At 45.3% G+C, this 16,416-nt stretch carries 17 protein-coding genes; 11 read left to right on the top strand and 6 right to left on the bottom strand.

The window, feature by feature from the left end; all coding sequences use genetic code 11:
• The first annotated feature begins 8 nt into the window (after positions 1-8).
• The 5 genes from pflA to J7529_RS12950 all read left to right on the top strand — a co-directional run bounded on the left by pflA (position 9) and on the right by J7529_RS12950 (position 6,187).
• Complete coding sequence (gene pflA, locus J7529_RS12930; RefSeq protein ID WP_318729295.1) at positions 9-740, top strand: pyruvate formate-lyase-activating protein; 732 nt, start codon at positions 9-11, stop codon at positions 738-740.
• A 317-nt stretch (positions 741-1,057) separates the two neighbouring features.
• Entirely contained in the window at positions 1,058-2,824 is a 1,767-nt protein-coding gene (locus J7529_RS12935; protein ID WP_318729296.1) for a sodium:solute symporter family protein, read from the top strand.
• Positions 2,825-3,035: 211 nt separating this feature from the next.
• Entirely contained in the window at positions 3,036-4,193 is a 1,158-nt protein-coding gene (locus J7529_RS12940; protein ID WP_318729297.1) for an esterase-like activity of phytase family protein, read from the top strand.
• Positions 4,194-4,458: 265 nt separating this feature from the next.
• Positions 4,459-5,232, top strand: a complete 774-nt coding sequence (locus tag J7529_RS12945; protein WP_318729298.1) for a metal ABC transporter ATP-binding protein — start codon at positions 4,459-4,461, stop codon at positions 5,230-5,232.
• Positions 5,233-5,353: 121 nt separating this feature from the next.
• Positions 5,354-6,187 (top strand): metal ABC transporter permease, encoded by an 834-nt coding sequence (locus J7529_RS12950; protein ID WP_271944766.1) that lies wholly within the window; start codon positions 5,354-5,356, stop codon positions 6,185-6,187.
• Positions 6,188-6,255: 68 nt separating this feature from the next.
• Here J7529_RS12950 and psb34 read toward each other — a convergent pair whose 3' ends face one another.
• Positions 6,256-6,426 carry a photosystem II assembly protein Psb34 gene (psb34, locus tag J7529_RS12955; RefSeq protein ID WP_318729300.1) on the bottom strand — a complete coding sequence of 57 codons (171 nt, stop codon included), beginning with the start codon at positions 6,424-6,426 and terminating at the stop codon, positions 6,256-6,258.
• A 363-nt stretch (positions 6,427-6,789) separates the two neighbouring features.
• On the opposite strand from psb34, the gene J7529_RS12960 reads away from it, so the two are divergent.
• The 6 genes from J7529_RS12960 (at position 6,790) to J7529_RS12985 (ending at position 11,422) form a co-directional block, all read left to right on the top strand.
• Positions 6,790-7,275 carry a hypothetical protein gene (locus J7529_RS12960; RefSeq protein WP_318729301.1) on the top strand — a complete coding sequence of 162 codons (486 nt, stop codon included), beginning with the start codon at positions 6,790-6,792 and terminating at the stop codon, positions 7,273-7,275.
• 136 nt (positions 7,276-7,411) lie between these two features.
• A complete protein-coding gene (locus J7529_RS12965; protein ID WP_318729302.1) occupies positions 7,412-8,371 on the top strand; it encodes a metal ABC transporter substrate-binding protein in 960 nt (319 codons plus the stop codon).
• 81 nt (positions 8,372-8,452) lie between these two features.
• The gene (locus J7529_RS12970; RefSeq protein WP_318729303.1) at positions 8,453-9,235 is read left to right on the top strand and encodes a metal ABC transporter ATP-binding protein; all 783 of its coding nucleotides are present in this window, start codon (positions 8,453-8,455) and stop codon (positions 9,233-9,235) included.
• Positions 9,236-9,831: 596 nt separating this feature from the next.
• Entirely contained in the window at positions 9,832-10,350 is a 519-nt protein-coding gene (locus J7529_RS12975) for a PepSY-associated TM helix domain-containing protein (RefSeq protein ID WP_318729304.1), read from the top strand.
• Positions 10,351-10,430: 80 nt separating this feature from the next.
• The gene (locus tag J7529_RS12980; protein ID WP_318729305.1) at positions 10,431-10,553 is read left to right on the top strand and encodes a hypothetical protein; all 123 of its coding nucleotides are present in this window, start codon (positions 10,431-10,433) and stop codon (positions 10,551-10,553) included.
• A complete protein-coding gene (locus J7529_RS12985; RefSeq protein ID WP_318729306.1) occupies positions 10,550-11,422 on the top strand; it encodes a metal ABC transporter permease in 873 nt (290 codons plus the stop codon). Before J7529_RS12980 ends, J7529_RS12985 begins: the two co-directional genes overlap by 4 nt.
• Positions 11,423-11,487: 65 nt before the next feature.
• Here J7529_RS12985 and cobD read toward each other — a convergent pair whose 3' ends face one another.
• From cobD to J7529_RS13010, 5 genes are all read right to left on the bottom strand, one after another.
• Entirely contained in the window at positions 11,488-12,540 is a 1,053-nt protein-coding gene (gene cobD / locus J7529_RS12990) for a threonine-phosphate decarboxylase CobD (RefSeq protein ID WP_318729307.1), read from the bottom strand.
• A gap of 25 nt (positions 12,541-12,565) precedes the next feature.
• Positions 12,566-12,853 carry an HU family DNA-binding protein gene (locus J7529_RS12995; RefSeq protein WP_271944720.1) on the bottom strand — a complete coding sequence of 96 codons (288 nt, stop codon included), beginning with the start codon at positions 12,851-12,853 and terminating at the stop codon, positions 12,566-12,568.
• Between the two features lie 228 nt (positions 12,854-13,081).
• Positions 13,082-15,358: a hypothetical protein gene (locus J7529_RS13000; protein ID WP_318729308.1), complete on the bottom strand. Its 2,277-nt coding sequence runs from the start codon at positions 15,356-15,358 to the stop codon at positions 13,082-13,084.
• Between the two features lie 144 nt (positions 15,359-15,502).
• A complete protein-coding gene (locus tag J7529_RS13005) occupies positions 15,503-15,829 on the bottom strand; it encodes a 2Fe-2S iron-sulfur cluster-binding protein (protein ID WP_271936243.1) in 327 nt (108 codons plus the stop codon).
• A 178-nt stretch (positions 15,830-16,007) separates the two neighbouring features.
• Entirely contained in the window at positions 16,008-16,301 is a 294-nt protein-coding gene (locus tag J7529_RS13010) for a ferredoxin (protein ID WP_318698632.1), read from the bottom strand.
• Positions 16,302-16,416 lie beyond the last annotated feature (115 nt).

A 16,416-nucleotide genomic window follows, 5' to 3' on the forward strand; every position in this document is an offset into this window, starting at 1 on the left:
CTAATTATATGGGATCGACAGGCATTATTCATTCAATAGAGACTTGTGGGACAGTCGATGGTCCTGGAATTCGATTTGTGATTTTTACAAAAGGTTGTCCCTTACGGTGTTTATACTGCCACAATCCTGATTCTCGTTGTATTGAAGATGGAGAAGCAATATCTGTTGATGAATTGATGGTAGAAATTGAGAAATATCGGTCTTACTTTCAATTTTCTGGTGGCGGTGTAACGCTGACTGGAGGTGAGCCTTTGATGCAACCTGAGTTTGTCAAAGACATTTTTCAAAGATGTCACCAGATTGGAGTTCATACTGCGTTGGATACATCGGGATATATCAGTTTAGAGATGGCTAAACCGGTTTTAGACTATACGGATTTAGTCTTGTTGGATATCAAATCTTTTGACCCCAAAATTTACCAAAAAGTAACCCATGTTTCTATTGAGCCAACGCTTGCTTTTGCTCGATATCTCAACGAAATTCAGAAGCCAACATGGATAAGGTTTGTATTAGTCCCGGGCTTGACAGATCCCTTGAATAATGTCAATGGATTGGCTCAATTTGTCGCCCCTTTTGAGAATGTAGAAAAAGTTGAAGTTTTACCCTTCCATAAAATGGGAGAATACAAATGGCAACAACTCGGCTATGACTATCAACTGAAAAACACTGAACCTCCTTCCCAGGAATTATTAGAACAAACGATTGGTATTTTCAAACGTCATAACCTAGTCGTTCAATAATCGTTACCTATATTTTCCACTCTGGGTTGGAGGTAATTTGCCTCCTAGCTCTCCCCTCAAGACATACAGCAGTTTTCGATATTATGTGGTACGTTTTTATCTCCCCAACATCCCTTGGAAAGGTGGGCAGTAGAAGTCCCCTGGTCCAGAGGAATTTAGGGGGATTTTTCTTGCTGTCCCTCATAACAGCACAAAGTGCTGCAAGGGATACCCTAAACGAGCCGATAAAAAGCGATCCTAGCAATTATTCCCAAAACTCAAGGGGCGATCGCGCAGAATTAGCCGTAAGATAAGAGCGCCGATGTTATAGGAAGGGTATGGCTGCCATTGATTGGTTGATTGTTCTGTTGTATTTGCTCTTAACGTTAGGATTAGGGTTATATCTATCAGGAAAAGCCTCGGAGGGACTAGAGGCATTTTTTGTATCGGGGCGATCGCTCCCTTGGTGGCTCTCCGGAACCAGTATGGCAGCGACTACCTTTTCTATTGATACTCCCCTCTACATTGCTGGAGTGGTTGCCAGTCGCGGGGTTTCAGGAAACTGGGAATGGTGGAGCTTTGGTATTGCTCATGTGGTGATGATTTATATCTTTGCGCGGATGTGGCGCAGATCGGGAGTGGTTACGGATGCCCAGTTAACGGAAATTCGCTATGGGGGATCGATGGCAGCCATTCTACGAGCAGTGAAGGCTTTTTTGTTTGCGGTTCCGATTAATTGTATCGGCATTGGTTACGCAATGTTGGCGATGGTGAAAGTGATTGATGCTCTGGAATTATGGCAAAGTTTGGGCATAGAACCGGGAGAGAACCTTAAACTCTGGAGTGTGGTTGGCGTGAGTTTATTTGTCCTATTCTATGCTGGAATTTCTGGGCTTTGGGGCGTGGTAGCGACGGATTTTTTCCAGTTTTTTCTCGGGTTATTTGGGGCGATCGCCGTTGCCGCGATCGCAGTGAGTCATGTGGGCGGCATTCACGAGTTAATTCCCCTCGTGCAAGAACAAACGGATACGGATATCTTAGCCTTTCTTCCTCTGAATACGGAAACCGCCAGTCTCAGCTTAAGTACATTTGGAGCATATTTGTTGATTCAGTGGTGGGCGTTTCGTCGTAGTGACGGGGGGGGCGAATTTATCCAACGATTATTAGCCTCAAAAAATGAAGCAGAAGCGGAAAAAGCGGCCTGGTTTTTCAATATTCTGCATTATGTAGTACGGACTTGGCCTTGGATTTTAGTTGCTCTGGTGGCTCTAGTGGTTTATCCCAATTTGGAAGATCGGGAGTTGGGCTATCCGAAATTAATGCTAGATTTCTTACCTCCAGCGATGTTGGGATTAGTGGTGGCTTCCTTGCTGGCAGCGTTTATGAGTACGGTTTCAACCTCCATTAACTGGGGCGCATCCTATTTAACCAATGATTTATATTTACGCTTTTTTCGTCCTGAATCTACCCAGTCGGAGTTAGTCTTAGTTGGTCGTATGTCTTCTATTATGGTAACGGTTTTAGGGGCGATCGCCGCATTCTATGCCCAAGATGTGGCTACCGTATTTCGATTGGTGATTGCGATCGGTACAGGCCCGGGATTAGTCTTGATTCTACGCTGGTTTTGGTGGCGCATTAATGCCGCAGCGGAATTAGCCTCTATGGTCGGTGGATTTGTTGTAGGATTAACCACCAGTGTTGTCCCGATATTAACTATTCAAGATTTTGGCTTGCGATTACTGGTGACGGCTGGGATTAGTGGAATTTGCTGGATAGCTGCCATGTTGTTAACTGCACCAGAATCGGATCAAACCTTAGATGAATTCTATCGGCTAGTGCGTCCTGGCGGCCCTGGATGGCGACGGCAGCGATCGCGCACGGGATTGAAACCGGCACAAAGTTTACCCCAAGATTTACTCAAAGTCAGTGCAGCTATCTTGCTCTTATTTAGTGCTATGTTCGCTGTAGGCGGCTTTTTACTCTTGAATCAGGGAGTGGGTTGGATGAGCTTAATTGTAGCGGTTGCTGGGGCAATGATGTTGCGCTATGTGAGTAAATTAAGGGTTGCTCCTATGGCTCGACCCGGGTTAGAAGATGAGTTATAGCAGGCAACGGGAGAGTTAGGATACTTGACTATAAACAATAACCTAACCGTTCTCAGCAACTTATTCACTGCTATAGAAAATAGAAAAAAGATCGCTATAATTGTTAATTGATACAGCACTTTGTGCTTTTATAGAGTACACTGTTGAATTCCCAAAGCCATGTACCACAATCCTATTCCCTAGCACAAAGTGCTATATGAGTTTTGCCCGAATGAAACGCTTCTTAGTTCCCCTTTTTGTCTTCAGTGTGTGTCTGCTTGGGTTGCTGACCGGTTGTAGTCTACCGCAAGTGAGTGCCCAAGATCGGCTGTTTTTGCCCTTATCTTTGGAATGGGTGGGAGAAGTCACCCTACCCAAACAGGAGTTTCAGGAAACCACCGTGGGTGGGTTATCGGCGATCGCCTACGATCGCCAACGCGATCGCCTCTATGCTCTTTCGGATGACCGCAGTTTCCACAGCCCCGCTCGCTTTTATACCTTGAATTTGAGTCTTGACCCCTTTGAAATTGAGGTAGAAACCGTTACTGCCTTAAAAACCCCGGAAGGTACGCCATACGCAGAAGGTAGCCTCGATCCAGAAGGGTTAGCTCTCACCCCCAACCAAACCCTACTCATTGCCAGTGAAGGGGTTGCAGACCAACAGATCCCCCCGGCGATCGCTGAATATGACCGGCAAACAGGACAATGGCTGAATCAGCTTCCCATTCCTCAACGCTATATCCCTGATACTTCAGGAAAAGAACAACAAAAAGGGGTACAAAATAACCTAGGGTTTGAGTCCTTAACTACCAACCCCATCGGCCTCGTTCCCACAACTGGTGAACCTTTACGCGTATTTGTTGCGACAGAAGCCGCCTTAATCCAAGATCGAGATCCAGAAGCCAAAGAATTAGTTAATACCAGAACCCGGTGGATGCATTATCTCCTCAGCGAAGGGCCACCCCTGTTAGTTTCCGAACATTTCTATGAACTTGATACACCTGAACCAGATATTCTCTCCCAAGGATTAACAGAAATTTTAGCCTTAGATGAACCCGGACATTTTCTCACCCTAGAGCGCTCTTTTAATGGCTCTGTAGTTACAGCCAAACTATTCCAAGCCGTGACTGGATCGGCCAGCGATATTTCTAATGTATCCTCTCTTCAAGGCAATTTAGGAGAGTTGAAACCTATTCGTAAACAATTGGTTTTAGATTTAGATCGGTTGGACATTACCTTGGATAACCTCGAAGGGATGACATTTGGCCCCCATTTTGCCGATGGCAGTCCCAGCTTAATTTTAGTCAGTGATGATAATTTTAATTCCTATCAGAAAACGCAGTTTTTATTATTTCGTATTTTGACTATGGACTCCTCAAGAGAAGGGTGAAACTACCTATTATATCAAATCCTAAAAATTACGCTACACATCAATTCCCGTGTCTCCGTTTCTCCGTGTCTGGAGTGTTAACCATCTGTAGCACGTATCTAAGGATTTGATATTACCTATTGTCTAACGCTATATTCTCCCGATCGCCTTGTTTTTTCTCCCGTGATACTCTAAAATGATAATCATTCTACACAGGCTCTCCTAGTCCAAAAATCCGCTAATCAAGGAAAAGCCTAGAGAACCTTAAGAAACCAGGAGATCGAGCTTGACCGAAATAGTATTGGAAGTTGAAGGCTTAATCGTCGATCGCGATTGCACGCCAGGGGTCGTGCGTGATGTATCCTTTACTTTATCCACGGGTACAGATACCGCCCTCATCGGCCCCAATGGAGCAGGAAAAAGCACCCTAATTCAAGCCATTTTAGGCATCTTACCTCGAAAATCAGGTCATATTTCCATATTAGGAAAACCGATGAGTCCTCAAGGTAAATTGCCGGCGCAAATTCGTCAACAAATCGCCTATTTACCGCAAAATTTTCTCTTCGATCGCCGTCTGCCCATGACGGTAGCTGAACTGGTCGGCTTAGGTTGGGATCGGCTCGGTTTTCAATTGCCCTGGTCAGGCTATCGAGAACGCCGTAAAGCCGTCCGAGAAGCGCTCTCGCGGGTGGATGCCTGGCATTTAAAACACAAACCCATTAGTCAACTTTCCGGTGGAGAAACCAAGCGCATCTTACTCGCTTATTGTCTGGCTAGACCCCGAAAATTACTGATTTTAGATGAAGCCCCTGCGGGATTAGATATCCGAGGAGAAGCCGAATTTTATCAACTCCTCGAAGAACTGAAACAAGAATATCATTGGGCAATTTTACAGATTTCCCATGATTTGGATATGGTGAAAAAACAATGCGATCGCGTCCTGTGTCTTAACCGTACCTTACTCTGTCAAGGGACACCAGAAAACACCCTCAGTACGGAAAACCTAATCGCCGCTTACGGTTCTGCCTTTACTCGTTATCATCATTCCTGTCGATCCTAAGATCAATTAAACATTAAAAATGGCTAGGAGTTAGGGGATGAGGGCGGGTTGCGTAAAGTGATGGATGAGTTTCGTAGATTGTTTGTCAACCAGCTCTACAACGTTGTTAATTGTGAATTTAATGGAAACCGAAATCTCACGCGCTATAGAACTCTTCCAATTTGCCTTTATGCAACGGGCACTGATGGGAGGCATATTAATGGGAACAATGGGGGGACTGTTAGGGAGTTTTACTATTTTACGGCAACTCTCATTTTTTAGTGATGCCCTGGGACACTCGACCCTCTTGGGATTAAGTTTAGGGCTATTATTAGGTCTGAATCCTTCATGGGTCATTCTTCCCTTTGCGGTGATCTTTGCCCTGGTGGTCAATACCTTTCTAGAGCGCACCCAACTGTGGACAGATGCTGTCCTCAATATTGTTTATTCCTCCTCCTTAGCCTTTGCCATTATTACTCTCAGTCTGATAGGGGAATACAAAGGAGGGATCAATCACTTACTTTTTGGGGATATTTTAGCTCTACAAACCTTCGATCTAATCATTAGCACACTCCTATTATTGGTTTGTATTGGATTTATTGCCTCAACGTTGCGCACTCAGATGATGTTGACACTTCATGAACCGATGGCGATCGCCCGTGGTGTATCGGTAGAAACCCATCGTACCGCCTTCGTCGTGCTGCTTTCCCTTGTTGTTGGTGTCGCGATCAAAGCGATCGGGGTGTTATTGGTAAGCGCTTTTATTGTCATTCCTGCCTGTTCTGCTCGCTTAATGACTCAGAACTTCACCACCTATGCGATCTTATCTGCGGTTATTGGGGCGATCGCCGCTTTATGCGGCATTGTCCTCTCTGCTCTATTTGACTTGCCCTCCGGCCCCAGTATTGTCATCGTGCAATTGGGATTTTTCCTGAGTGCGATCGGCTTTGCTAACCTAAGACCGATTGCCTCATAAAAAGAAAAGCCACCTAGGAGTTAACTAAGCGGCCCGACTAGCGTTTTTATAGAGAGGAGAGAAGAGAGTTAGCTCACAGCAATTCCAGTGAGGATTAAAGCGGTGGTGAGAAAGATAGAGATCGCCCCTTGGAGCATGTAGCGTTGCTGCTGTTCTTGACTAGGAAAATCTGCATAGTACATTTGAGGCTCGTTAGCATAATTATTGAGCTGTCCTTCAGGATTGACCGTTGTGTACATCAGGTTGACCTCTGTGTTTCTCGTTGTTGTAAACTAATATAACAAATTGTAAAGAAATATTTCTGTGACTTGACAGAATATTTTGGGTGATGTTAATCACAAGATGGAAAGAAAGAGGGGCGATCGGGAAAAAAATGAGGTAAAGCCAGTTGTGCAAACATCTTGCTCGCTTTTCGCCTCCAGCGCTCAAGACGCTCCCATTCCACAACCTCACCCCATGTTTAATGGAGATCAGATCCTGATTAACCGAGCCATGTTACGAAGAATTGGTCTATGGGCAATAAGCAGTATCTATGTGCCCAATGCCAGTGATTTGCTTTTAAGATTGACTAAAATCCTCAGAACCAACAGGAGAGTATCGTAATGAAATCCTTCCTTACCCTATCTGCCGTGCTACTGAGCATCGTGAGCTTACCCAAAGTTGCCCTTGCCCACTCCGTAGAAACAGATTACCAGTCTATGTCTGATCGCCTGGAAATCCAATCGATGTTTAGTACCGGTGAAGCCTTTGAAGGTGCCCCTGTCGTCGTTTACGCTCCCAACGACCCCACCACACCTTGGCTCGAAACCACAACAGATGAGAATGGTGAATTTGTCCTCCAACCCGATCCCTCCATTCCCGGTGAGTGGTCTGTAGAAATTGGAGAAGGCGGTCATTGGGATAACATTATCGTTCCCGTGAGCGGCGAAGGGATTGAATCAGAGAATATCAGCTATCTTGAGGGACATCCTTACCATACCCACAACCGTAACCGTATCGCCAATCGTTACATTCTCGCTGGGGTTGTAGGGGCGACTCTTGTTGGTGGTATTGGTGGCGGACTCTTGCGTCGCAAGCTCAAAGGCTAATTCAACCCCCATCCCAATATTCCTGTAGGGGCGAAAAAGTTTTCGCCCCTACAAATTTTTTAAATACACACCGAGCCAATTATGATATAAATATGAAAGATGAAACAATTATGAAATTAACCGAGCTGATTTCTCGATGCCTTACTCCTATCCATCCACCTTAATGGCGATCGCCAGTTTAGTCCTCACCCTAGGTCTGACAAGCTGTGCAGGTATAGAGAGCAATACAACCTTAGACCCAACGCCTGAAAATCCAAGCTCTACCATTGGAGAAACCGAAAATAAAAAGAAAGTCCTCACCACCTTTAGCGTTCTTGCTGATATTGCCCAAAACGTTGCCGGGGATCAACTAACTGTCGAGTCCATTACCCGCATCGGTGCAGAAATTCACGGTTACGAACCCACTCCCAGCGACCTCACCAAAGCCCAAGATGCTGACCTAATTTTATATAACGGCATGAATCTAGAGCGGTGGTTTGAGCAATTTTTAGGCAACCTGGAAAATGTGCCCTCTGTCCTCTTAACTGAAGGCATTGAACCCATTCCCATTGCTGAAGGCCCCTACACTGACAAACCCAATCCCCATGCCTGGATGTCTCCCCAAAATGCCCTAATTTATGTGGAAAATATCCGCCAAGCGTTTGTTACCCTCGATCCAGACAACGCCGAAACCTATAACACGAATGCAGCAGCTTATAGTGCAAAGCTCAAAGTCATTGACCAAAAACTGCGCGAAGCCATACAAAAAGTTCCCGAAAATCAACGTTACTTAGTTACCTGTGAAGGCGCTTTTTCTTATCTGGCGCGAGATTACGGGATGAATGAAATTTATATCTGGCCGATTAATTCCGAGCAACAGTTTACGCCCAAACAAGTTAAAGGGGTGATCGATCAAGTGAAAAGTAAGCAAATTCCCGCAATTTTTTGTGAAACAACGGTGAATGATAAAGGACAAAAGCAAGTGGCGGAAACCACAGGCGCAACGTTTGGTGGCAATCTTTATGTTGATTCCTTGTCTACAGCAGAGGGGCCTGTCCCCACATTTTTAGAGTTACTCGAATATGATGTGCAACTGATTACGAATGGATTGTTATAGTTGCCTTCCTTCTCTCTCTTGTGGGAGAGCAATCCTAAATCAATCCATTGAAAATTCCATAATTACCCACTGGAGAAAACGATGTCATCTTTGACTGAACCGCTCAATATAACCGTTAATAATCTGAGTGTTACTTACAGTAATGCTCGGTTGGCTATTTATAATGCCAACTGTACGGTGGAACCCGGAACGATTACCGCCTTAGTGGGGCCCAATGGAGGCGGAAAATCGACATTATTTAAATCAATTATGGGCTTTTTACCCCCAAAGCAAGGACAAATTCGGGTGGGTGGTATGCGGGTGGAAATGGCTCAAAAGCGGCAGTTAATGGCGTATGTTCCCCAGTCGGATGAGGTGGATTGGAATTTTCCGGTCAGCGTCTTTGATGTGGTGATGATGGGACGCTATGGCTATATGAATATGCTGCGAATTCCGAGCGCGAAAGATCGGCGGTTGGTGATGGAAAGTTTAGAGCGGGTGGGAATGGTAGAGTTTCGGAATCGGCAAATTGGGGAACTCTCAGGAGGACAAAAGAAACGGGCATTTTTGGCGCGATCGCTCTCTCAAGACGGTAAAGTGATTTTATTGGACGAACCCTTTACCGGGGTGGATGTGAAAACGGAGAAGCGAATCGTTGATTTGCTGATGCAGTTGCGCAATGAAGGATACACAATTCTGGTCTCTACCCACGATCTAGCCTCGATTTCCACATTCTGCGATCGCACAATTTTAATTAATCAGACGATTCTGGCATCTGGAACCACAGCAGAAACCTTTACCCAAGAGAACCTAGCGATGACGTTTGGCGGTTTACCCGTACAAAGTTTACACTCTTTGTCCCCAAATTTTGAGATCGATTCTTGACCATCCCTCTTTTGTCACTTGTCACTTTCCGAGATTCTGCCAAAGTTCAAAAGTTGTCTGTGCCCAGTGAGGTTTGTCGTATTTATTCGTGCTACACAGCAATCTTCGCGTCTCCGTGTCATACCATTGCTCTTTAATCTTGCAACTAATCGATTCCTGAGAGACAATGGGCCCCCAAGCCCCTTGTTAAAGCGCATCATCATAGAGAAATGATATCAGTCATCATGTAGCAAACATCTAAGAATTTCATATTAGCCCTCAAGTCTTTGATGAGGCGGTATACTTTTTTGCTATATCCTTAAGTGCATAATTAAGAAATAGTTAAGTTAACCTCTATTTAAGTAAAGTCAACTCTACTCTTCTAGTTGCAATATATTCTGATTAGTGAAAGGGAGTATAGGCACTAACTCCCCTGTAGCTATCAATAATTGCCTCTAGGCTCTTTTATCTATATGCGAAATAGTCTTAATAAGATCATCCATTTAGCTCACTGACTCTTGTTGGGGCTGTAGGCGTGCAAAGTATAGATAAAAAGCTATTTGACCACTCTGAATAACGAACAGGAGATGAGTATGTCATCATTCAAAAGAAAGCTGATGAAGTGGAACCTTAATATTCATAAGTACTTGGGAGTTGCACTGTGTATTTTTCTGATTTCGCTAGCAGTAACAGGCATTTTCCTCTCTTATAAAGGTGCTTATGACTGGATGCAAGCATCAACTGCTAGGGGGACAGAGGGCAGTATAGAAACGATGATGCCACTGTCTGAGGCAGTTGAGAAGGTGATGTTACTCAATTTGCCAGAATTTCAAACGCCAGATGATATTAACAGGATTGATATCCGGCTCAATAAAGGGACGTACAAGGTTCGTGCAAAAGGGCATATCCCCCTAGAGGTGCAACTTGACGCTCAAACGGGTGAGGTTCTGAGCCAAAGTTATCGATGGGCAGATTGGATTGAGCATGTCCATACAGGAGAAATTATCAACGAGTCAATGCGAAGAACATCTGGAACAATTCTGGGCATGACGACGATTATACTTTCAGTAACCGGATTGATTCTGTGGGCAATTCCAGCTCTACGCAAGACGCGAAAACGCACGCCGGCCGGATAAAATGGGATCTGAAATGGTGCTGCACTAACCTCTTTCATCTTGACACTGCCATTCGATTTGTTGATCATGGCAGCGTCAAGATGAAATCATGGCCATTTTTGGCGCTCGTGCTCGCCCAAGACGGTAAAGTGATTGTATTGGATAATCGTTTACCCGTGCAAAGTTTACGCTCCCTGTCCCCAAATTTTGAGGCTGATTCTTGACAATTCCCTATTCCCCAGCTCTATTAGATTGGCTCCTTGAACCCCTAGAATATGGATTTTTAGTCCGAGCGTTGTGGGTGAGTGCCTTTGTCGGTTTAGTTTGTGCTGTACTCTCCTGTTATATTACCCTCAAAGGCTGGTCGCTGATGGGGGATGCGGTTTCCCATGCGGTGGTTCCTGGGGTGGTTGTTGCCTATGCTCTGAATATTCCCTTTGCAGTGGGAGCATTCTTGTTTGGATTTGGCGCAACGGTGGCGATAGGGTATGTGCAATCGAAAACTCGGTTAAAAGAAGATGCGGTAATTGGCGTAGTTTTTACCGGTTTTTTTGCCTTTGGAATTGTGTTGATTACCAAAATTCCCAGTAATGTGGATTTGTTTCATATCCTGTTTGGCAATGTGTTGGGAATTTCTGACAGTGATATTATTCAAACTCTGATTGCAGGAACCATAACGTTACTGGTGATTCTGTTGCGACGTAAGGATTTATTGCTGTTCTGTTTCGATCCCAATCATGCTAAGGCGATCGGGTTGAATATCCAATTGATGTATTATACCTTGTTGTCAGTTTTGGCTCTAACCATTGTTACGGCTTTGCAAACGGCGGGTATTATTCTGGTGATTGCTATGCTCGTGACTCCAGGAGCAATAGCCTATTTACTGACCGATCGCTTCGATCGGATGATGGGACTCTCTATTACTAGTAGTGTGCTATCGTGCATCCTGGGAACCTATTTCAGTTATCATCTGGATATCTCCACAGGAGGAGCGATCGTAGTACTGTTGACCCTCTTCTTTATTCTAGCTATGGTGTTTGCTCCCAAATACGGCATTTTAGCCCAACAGTCGAGAGTTAATAAACTGGAATGATACAGTGCTCAGGGTTCTTTTGTTTAATTGATTGCTTAATTGATATGAGTTAATCAAGAGTTGAGTTAATTGCCAAGAGCATCGAGCAACCGTTGATTATCACTCTGCGAACGGATGGCAATCCGGAAATAGAGATCGCCCAGTTCAGGAAAACTCGCACAGTCTCGGATCAGGATCTGGTGTTCTTTTAATAACCGCTCTTGTAGCTTCTTAACGGACCGATCGACCTTGACTAACAAGAAATTCGCCGCTCCTGGGTAAGGATCGAATCCCGGCAGCGATCGCAACCCTTCAAAAAGATACTTGCGGGTGGGGGGTAACCAGTCCCAAGTTTGCCGTTGAAACTCATAATCTTGGATCGCCGCAATTCCGGCTACTTCCGCAAGGATATTCACCGGCCAAGGATCGCGCCAGTTTTGCCATTGTGCAATTAAGCCTGGATGGGCGATCGCATAACCCAGACGCAGGCCGGGCAAACTATAAAACTTAGTGAGCGATCGCACAATCACCAGATGAGGATAATCTTGGAGCAGGGGGATTAAACTTTGGTCTTCTGAGGGGTCTAGGAAGTCCATAAACGCCTCATCAATTACCACAAACTTAAATCGATCCAAAATCGGCAAAATCTCCTCACGCCGCCATAATTTGCCCGTCGGATTATGGGGATTATTCAGTAATAAGCCCGATCCAGGGTTAGCAGAATCACGAAGGGAAGAGGTTAACCCAGACCAATTTAGGGGATAGGGTTGAATGGGAACCCCAAACGCTTGAAGCGCTCGTTCATAGTCCCGAAATGCGGGAGTGAGTAATGTCACACCGCCACACTCTTGAAACTGACGAGCAATCCAAGTCAGTAATTCTGCCGCCCCATTCCCCGGCCAAATGAACTCTGGGGACAGTTGATGAAATCGCCCCAGATGTTCCCGTAGCTGGGAATACTGGGGATCTGGGTACAGGGTAATCCGATGTAAATGGGTTGTAATTGCGGCGATCGCCGATTGTGGAGGGCCTAACGGATTGATACTAGCGGAAAAATCCAGAAGGCGATCGGGTGAACAGCCTGCAATTGAGGCTGCCCAAACAACATTTCCTCCATGAACCGGACGTTGGAAAGACACTGACTTAATGGAATAAATCGGAAACTTACTCGTCTTTCGGAGGAGCTACTCTTTCCTTAAACAGCTTACCCGCCGAAAACGCAGGAACTTTAGTCGCCGGGATTTCCATTTTATCTCCAGTTTTAGGATTGCGTCCTTCTCGTGCTTTCCGCTCCCGCGACTCAAACGACCCAAAGCCAACCAAGGTCACTTTGTCGCCTTCAGACACCGCTTCCATAATCGCTTCCAGGGCAGCACTCAACACCGCATCCGCTTGTTTTTTGGTCACTGAAGCCTTTTCAGACACCTTATCGACCAATTCACCTTTATTCATTTTGCATCTCCTTTTCAGGTTAAACTGCTGAAACTCCCATTATTTCAGAGTTTCACTGGATTATTCTAATCTCTGTCATCCCCATATGGATCGGCTAAACCTTTAATTTCTATGGATTTCAGGATTTTCTTCACAAATCGCCCCAAAATTGTATCACAGGATACAATTTTGGGGTAATAGGGAGATAAGCGAGATTCCCTATTACCCATTACCCATTACCCAATTGCGTTAATAGACAAAAATATTAGCATTACTAAAGTTACTCACCGAGGGACGACCGGGAGCATTGAGAACTGCTAGGGGTTGATTATTGGCGATACCACCAGCCGCCGAGCCATTCGCATCAAAGAACAGGTTGCCTTGGGAATCGTAAATAAAGCGGATCTGGTTACCATTGGCAGCATTCTGATAAGCACTCGGAGGGCTAGCCGGATTAAAGGGGGAATTAGACAAGAATAACTGTCCTTGAGACAATTGTCCCGCTGTTAGACCTGCACCAAAGGTCTGAGCATTAACCAAAATCACACTACTATTGCCAAAGCCTTGAATAACATCCCCTCCTTCATTCAGGGCGGTATATACATAATAATCTTGCCCAGATACTCCGTTCAGGGTATCGGCCCCCTGTCCTCCAAAGAACAAGTCACTAGAGCTATTCCCTCGGAAGTTTTCCGATAGGGTTGTACCAGCAACCAAACTACCCGTAATGGGAGTAGGAACCGCTGGTGCAGTTAATCGGGCAACGCCTGCTCCTGTAGCATCGGGAGGAATGGTAAATCGCAGGGTAGTATTCTGAGTAACACTTAAGCTAGCTTCATCATATTTACCGGGAGCAACAATAATCGTATCTTGACCCGATACATTGCCGGTTGTAGGGAAGCTATTATTCTGACCATTGCGGAGGATTGGATCGGCACTGGCTGTGCCCACAGTGGTATAGACATTAATTGTTGCTTCTTCTGATACTCTGCCCCCGGTATTCGTAGAGCGTACTACCAAGCCAAAGGGCCCATTGCCACCCGGAGCGCTGTTGAGGGTAATATTTCCACTTGAATTGATACTAAAGTTAGTGGTAGAAGCCCCTCCAGTAACACGGGAAATTTCATAGGATTGAATCCCGGAATTGTCTGAGGATCGGATTTGCCCAATTACTGTTCCCGGTTGGGTGGCATCAATGCCACTGTCATTACTAACCGTCAGTACTTCTCCACCGACTAATTGGGGAGCGGTGGGTCGTTGGTTGCTGGGAGTGGGGGTAGGAGTGGGGGTAGGGGTTGGCGTAGGGGTTGGCGTAGGGGTTGGCGTTGGGCTTGGAGTCGGGGTGGGCAGATCAACCGTGACAAAATCAGTTTGGTTAATCAGGGCCACGTTGACGTTTCTCAAGACCATTAAATAATCACCCAGTACTTGCCCGGCTTGACCTGCACTCCCTCTCTGACGAATGATTACATCATTGGCATTGGCTCCTGTTCCTTGGGTAATAGATAGGTTAGCAAAGGTTAGTCCGCCTCCTAAGCCGATTCTATCTTCCTTGTTTCCATTTGCATCTACAAAGAAGTCGTTGACTACATCTGCACCCGAGAGCTGGAAACTACCAGAGTTGGCATCAATCGCAAAGGTATCTCGTCCTGCCCCACCCAGTAAGGTATCTGCTCCCGTACCGCCAAAGAGAAAGTCATTACCGGGTATAGTGTTATTTGAATCTCCAGCTAGGGCATCATTACCGGCATTGCCTTGTAGCGTATCATTACCGCGATCGCCGGAAAGGAAATCATTACCCTCTCCCCCTTCCATCCGATCCTCATTTTGTCCCCCAAACAGGGAATCATTACCTGGATCTCCCAGCAGGGTATCATTTTCTGTACCACCAGCCACAAAATCGGCACCATTACCACCGAGGAGACTATCTGCACCCCCATCCCCAGTTATCACATCACCATCATTATCACCAAAAATTGTATCCGTATCATTCCCGCCAGAGATGAAATCAATCCCTTGACCTCCTCGAATACTTTCTAAACCGTCTCTACCTTCAATGGTATCGTTACCTAAATCTCCCAGGAGGCTGTCATTCCCTGCACTCCCCACGAGATAATCATTATCTTGGCCGCCATAAATGAGATCGTTCCCTCCATTCCCATTAATGGCATCTATACCTGTTCCTCCAAAGAGGGCATCATTAAATGAGCCTCCTGAAATCTGATCGTTACCTGGCCCTCCCAGGATTAAATCAATACCCTCACCTCCAGAGATAAAGTCATCTCCAAAGTCCCCTGAGATCTGATCCGCCTCTGTGCGACCAAAGAGTGTATCGCTTCCTTGACCGCCAAATAGGGTATCCCTACCTGGCCCACCATCGATCAGATCGTTATCCTGATTGCCAAGGATAATATCATTAAACCCTAGTCCGTTCAGGGTATCATTGCTTTGAAAACCCGAGATAATATCCCCTTGCCCAGTTCCATTAAGTAAATCCGGCCCAGGGGTTCCATTAATCGTTGGCATAATTTAAGCCTCCTCACAACTGCAATATAGAGATATAAGACCTTCAATCCCATTAAAGCTTAACTTAGCTAACTTGAGAGTTGATTACAGGTGAAGCGATATCCGTCTGGGGAGGCTAGGGGTAAACTGAATAAGGTTTAAGAGTTAATAGAGTTCTTCTTCTTGATACGTAAGAATCGTGCAGTCTGCCTTAGCATACGCTATACAAGTGAGAACATAACCGGCTTCTATTTGCCCATCGTCTAAAAAAGACTGGTCTGATTGATCCACTACATCTTCTGGATACGTGTTCTCTGGTAATACTAACTTACCAGCGCAGGTAGAACAGGCTCCCGACCGACAGGAATAGGGCAGATCCACACCTTGATCTTCTGCTACATCTAAAATGTATTCATCTTCAGGAACTTCGATAATTTCATCAAGGTCTTCTTCTTCGTTAACCAGTCGAACGCTGTAGGTTTTTTTAGCCATTTCGCTGCTTCCTTAATCTGTTTTCAGCTTAGTTTTTTAGAGGTTTAGGGAGGATTGTTTAGGCGTAACTGTTTAGGTGGATCTTACAAACGATTAGCACCCAAATCTCCTTATCATTAAAAGGGGATTTGGGTAGCTTAGGGACTTAGTTATGCTAAGGATTTTGAGAGTTGAAGAACTAGGTCAGATCGTCTTCTTTATGAGTTTCAATGGTGCAATCTGATGTGGGTTTAGCAATACAGGTCAGAACCCAACCGGCTTCGATTTGATCGTCATCAAGGAAGGATTGATCGTCTTGATCGACTGTACCCGCAGTGATTTTACCAGCACAGGTGGAGCAAGCACCGGCACGGCACGAATAAGGCAGGTCAAGCCCTTGTTCTTCGGCAATATCTAGAATAATTTCGTCTTCAGGGCAGTCTATTACTGTTTCACCAGTGGGGGTCTTCAATGTAACTTTGTATGTAGCCATGGTGTTACTCCTCAGAGATTAGTTGAATGAGTATAAGGTTGATTAATACAAACGATAGCCAATTTCCTGGCTTAATCGTTTGTACGATCGCTTGTCTTCATTCTTGATATTACGG

Source organism: Roseofilum sp. Guam (genome assembly GCF_017746735.1).
Taxonomy (GTDB): Bacteria; Cyanobacteriota; Cyanobacteriia; order Cyanobacteriales; family Desertifilaceae; genus Roseofilum; species Roseofilum reptotaenium.

Coding starts and splice junctions, on each gene's coding strand:
- J7529_RS12980 (WP_318729305.1), top strand. CDS start 10,431: ATGAAATCATGGCCATTTTTGGCGCTCGTGCTCGCCCAAGACGGTAAA.
- J7529_RS12995 (WP_271944720.1), bottom strand. CDS start 12,853: ATGAATAAAGGTGAATTGGTCGATAAGGTGTCTGAAAAGGCTTCAGTG.
- psb34 (WP_318729300.1), bottom strand. CDS start 6,426: ATGTACACAACGGTCAATCCTGAAGGACAGCTCAATAATTATGCTAAC.
- J7529_RS12970 (WP_318729303.1), top strand. CDS start 8,453: ATGTCATCTTTGACTGAACCGCTCAATATAACCGTTAATAATCTGAGT.
- J7529_RS12950 (WP_271944766.1), top strand. CDS start 5,354: ATGGAAACCGAAATCTCACGCGCTATAGAACTCTTCCAATTTGCCTTT.
- J7529_RS13000 (WP_318729308.1), bottom strand. CDS start 15,358: ATGCCAACGATTAATGGAACCCCTGGGCCGGATTTACTTAATGGAACT.
- J7529_RS13010 (WP_318698632.1), bottom strand. CDS start 16,301: ATGGCTACATACAAAGTTACATTGAAGACCCCCACTGGTGAAACAGTA.
- pflA (WP_318729295.1), top strand. CDS start 9: ATGGGATCGACAGGCATTATTCATTCAATAGAGACTTGTGGGACAGTC.
- J7529_RS12940 (WP_318729297.1), top strand. CDS start 3,036: ATGAAACGCTTCTTAGTTCCCCTTTTTGTCTTCAGTGTGTGTCTGCTT.
- J7529_RS12960 (WP_318729301.1), top strand. CDS start 6,790: ATGAAATCCTTCCTTACCCTATCTGCCGTGCTACTGAGCATCGTGAGC.
- J7529_RS12965 (WP_318729302.1), top strand. CDS start 7,412: ATGCCTTACTCCTATCCATCCACCTTAATGGCGATCGCCAGTTTAGTC.
- J7529_RS13005 (WP_271936243.1), bottom strand. CDS start 15,829: ATGGCTAAAAAAACCTACAGCGTTCGACTGGTTAACGAAGAAGAAGAC.
- J7529_RS12975 (WP_318729304.1), top strand. CDS start 9,832: ATGAAGTGGAACCTTAATATTCATAAGTACTTGGGAGTTGCACTGTGT.
- J7529_RS12935 (WP_318729296.1), top strand. CDS start 1,058: ATGGCTGCCATTGATTGGTTGATTGTTCTGTTGTATTTGCTCTTAACG.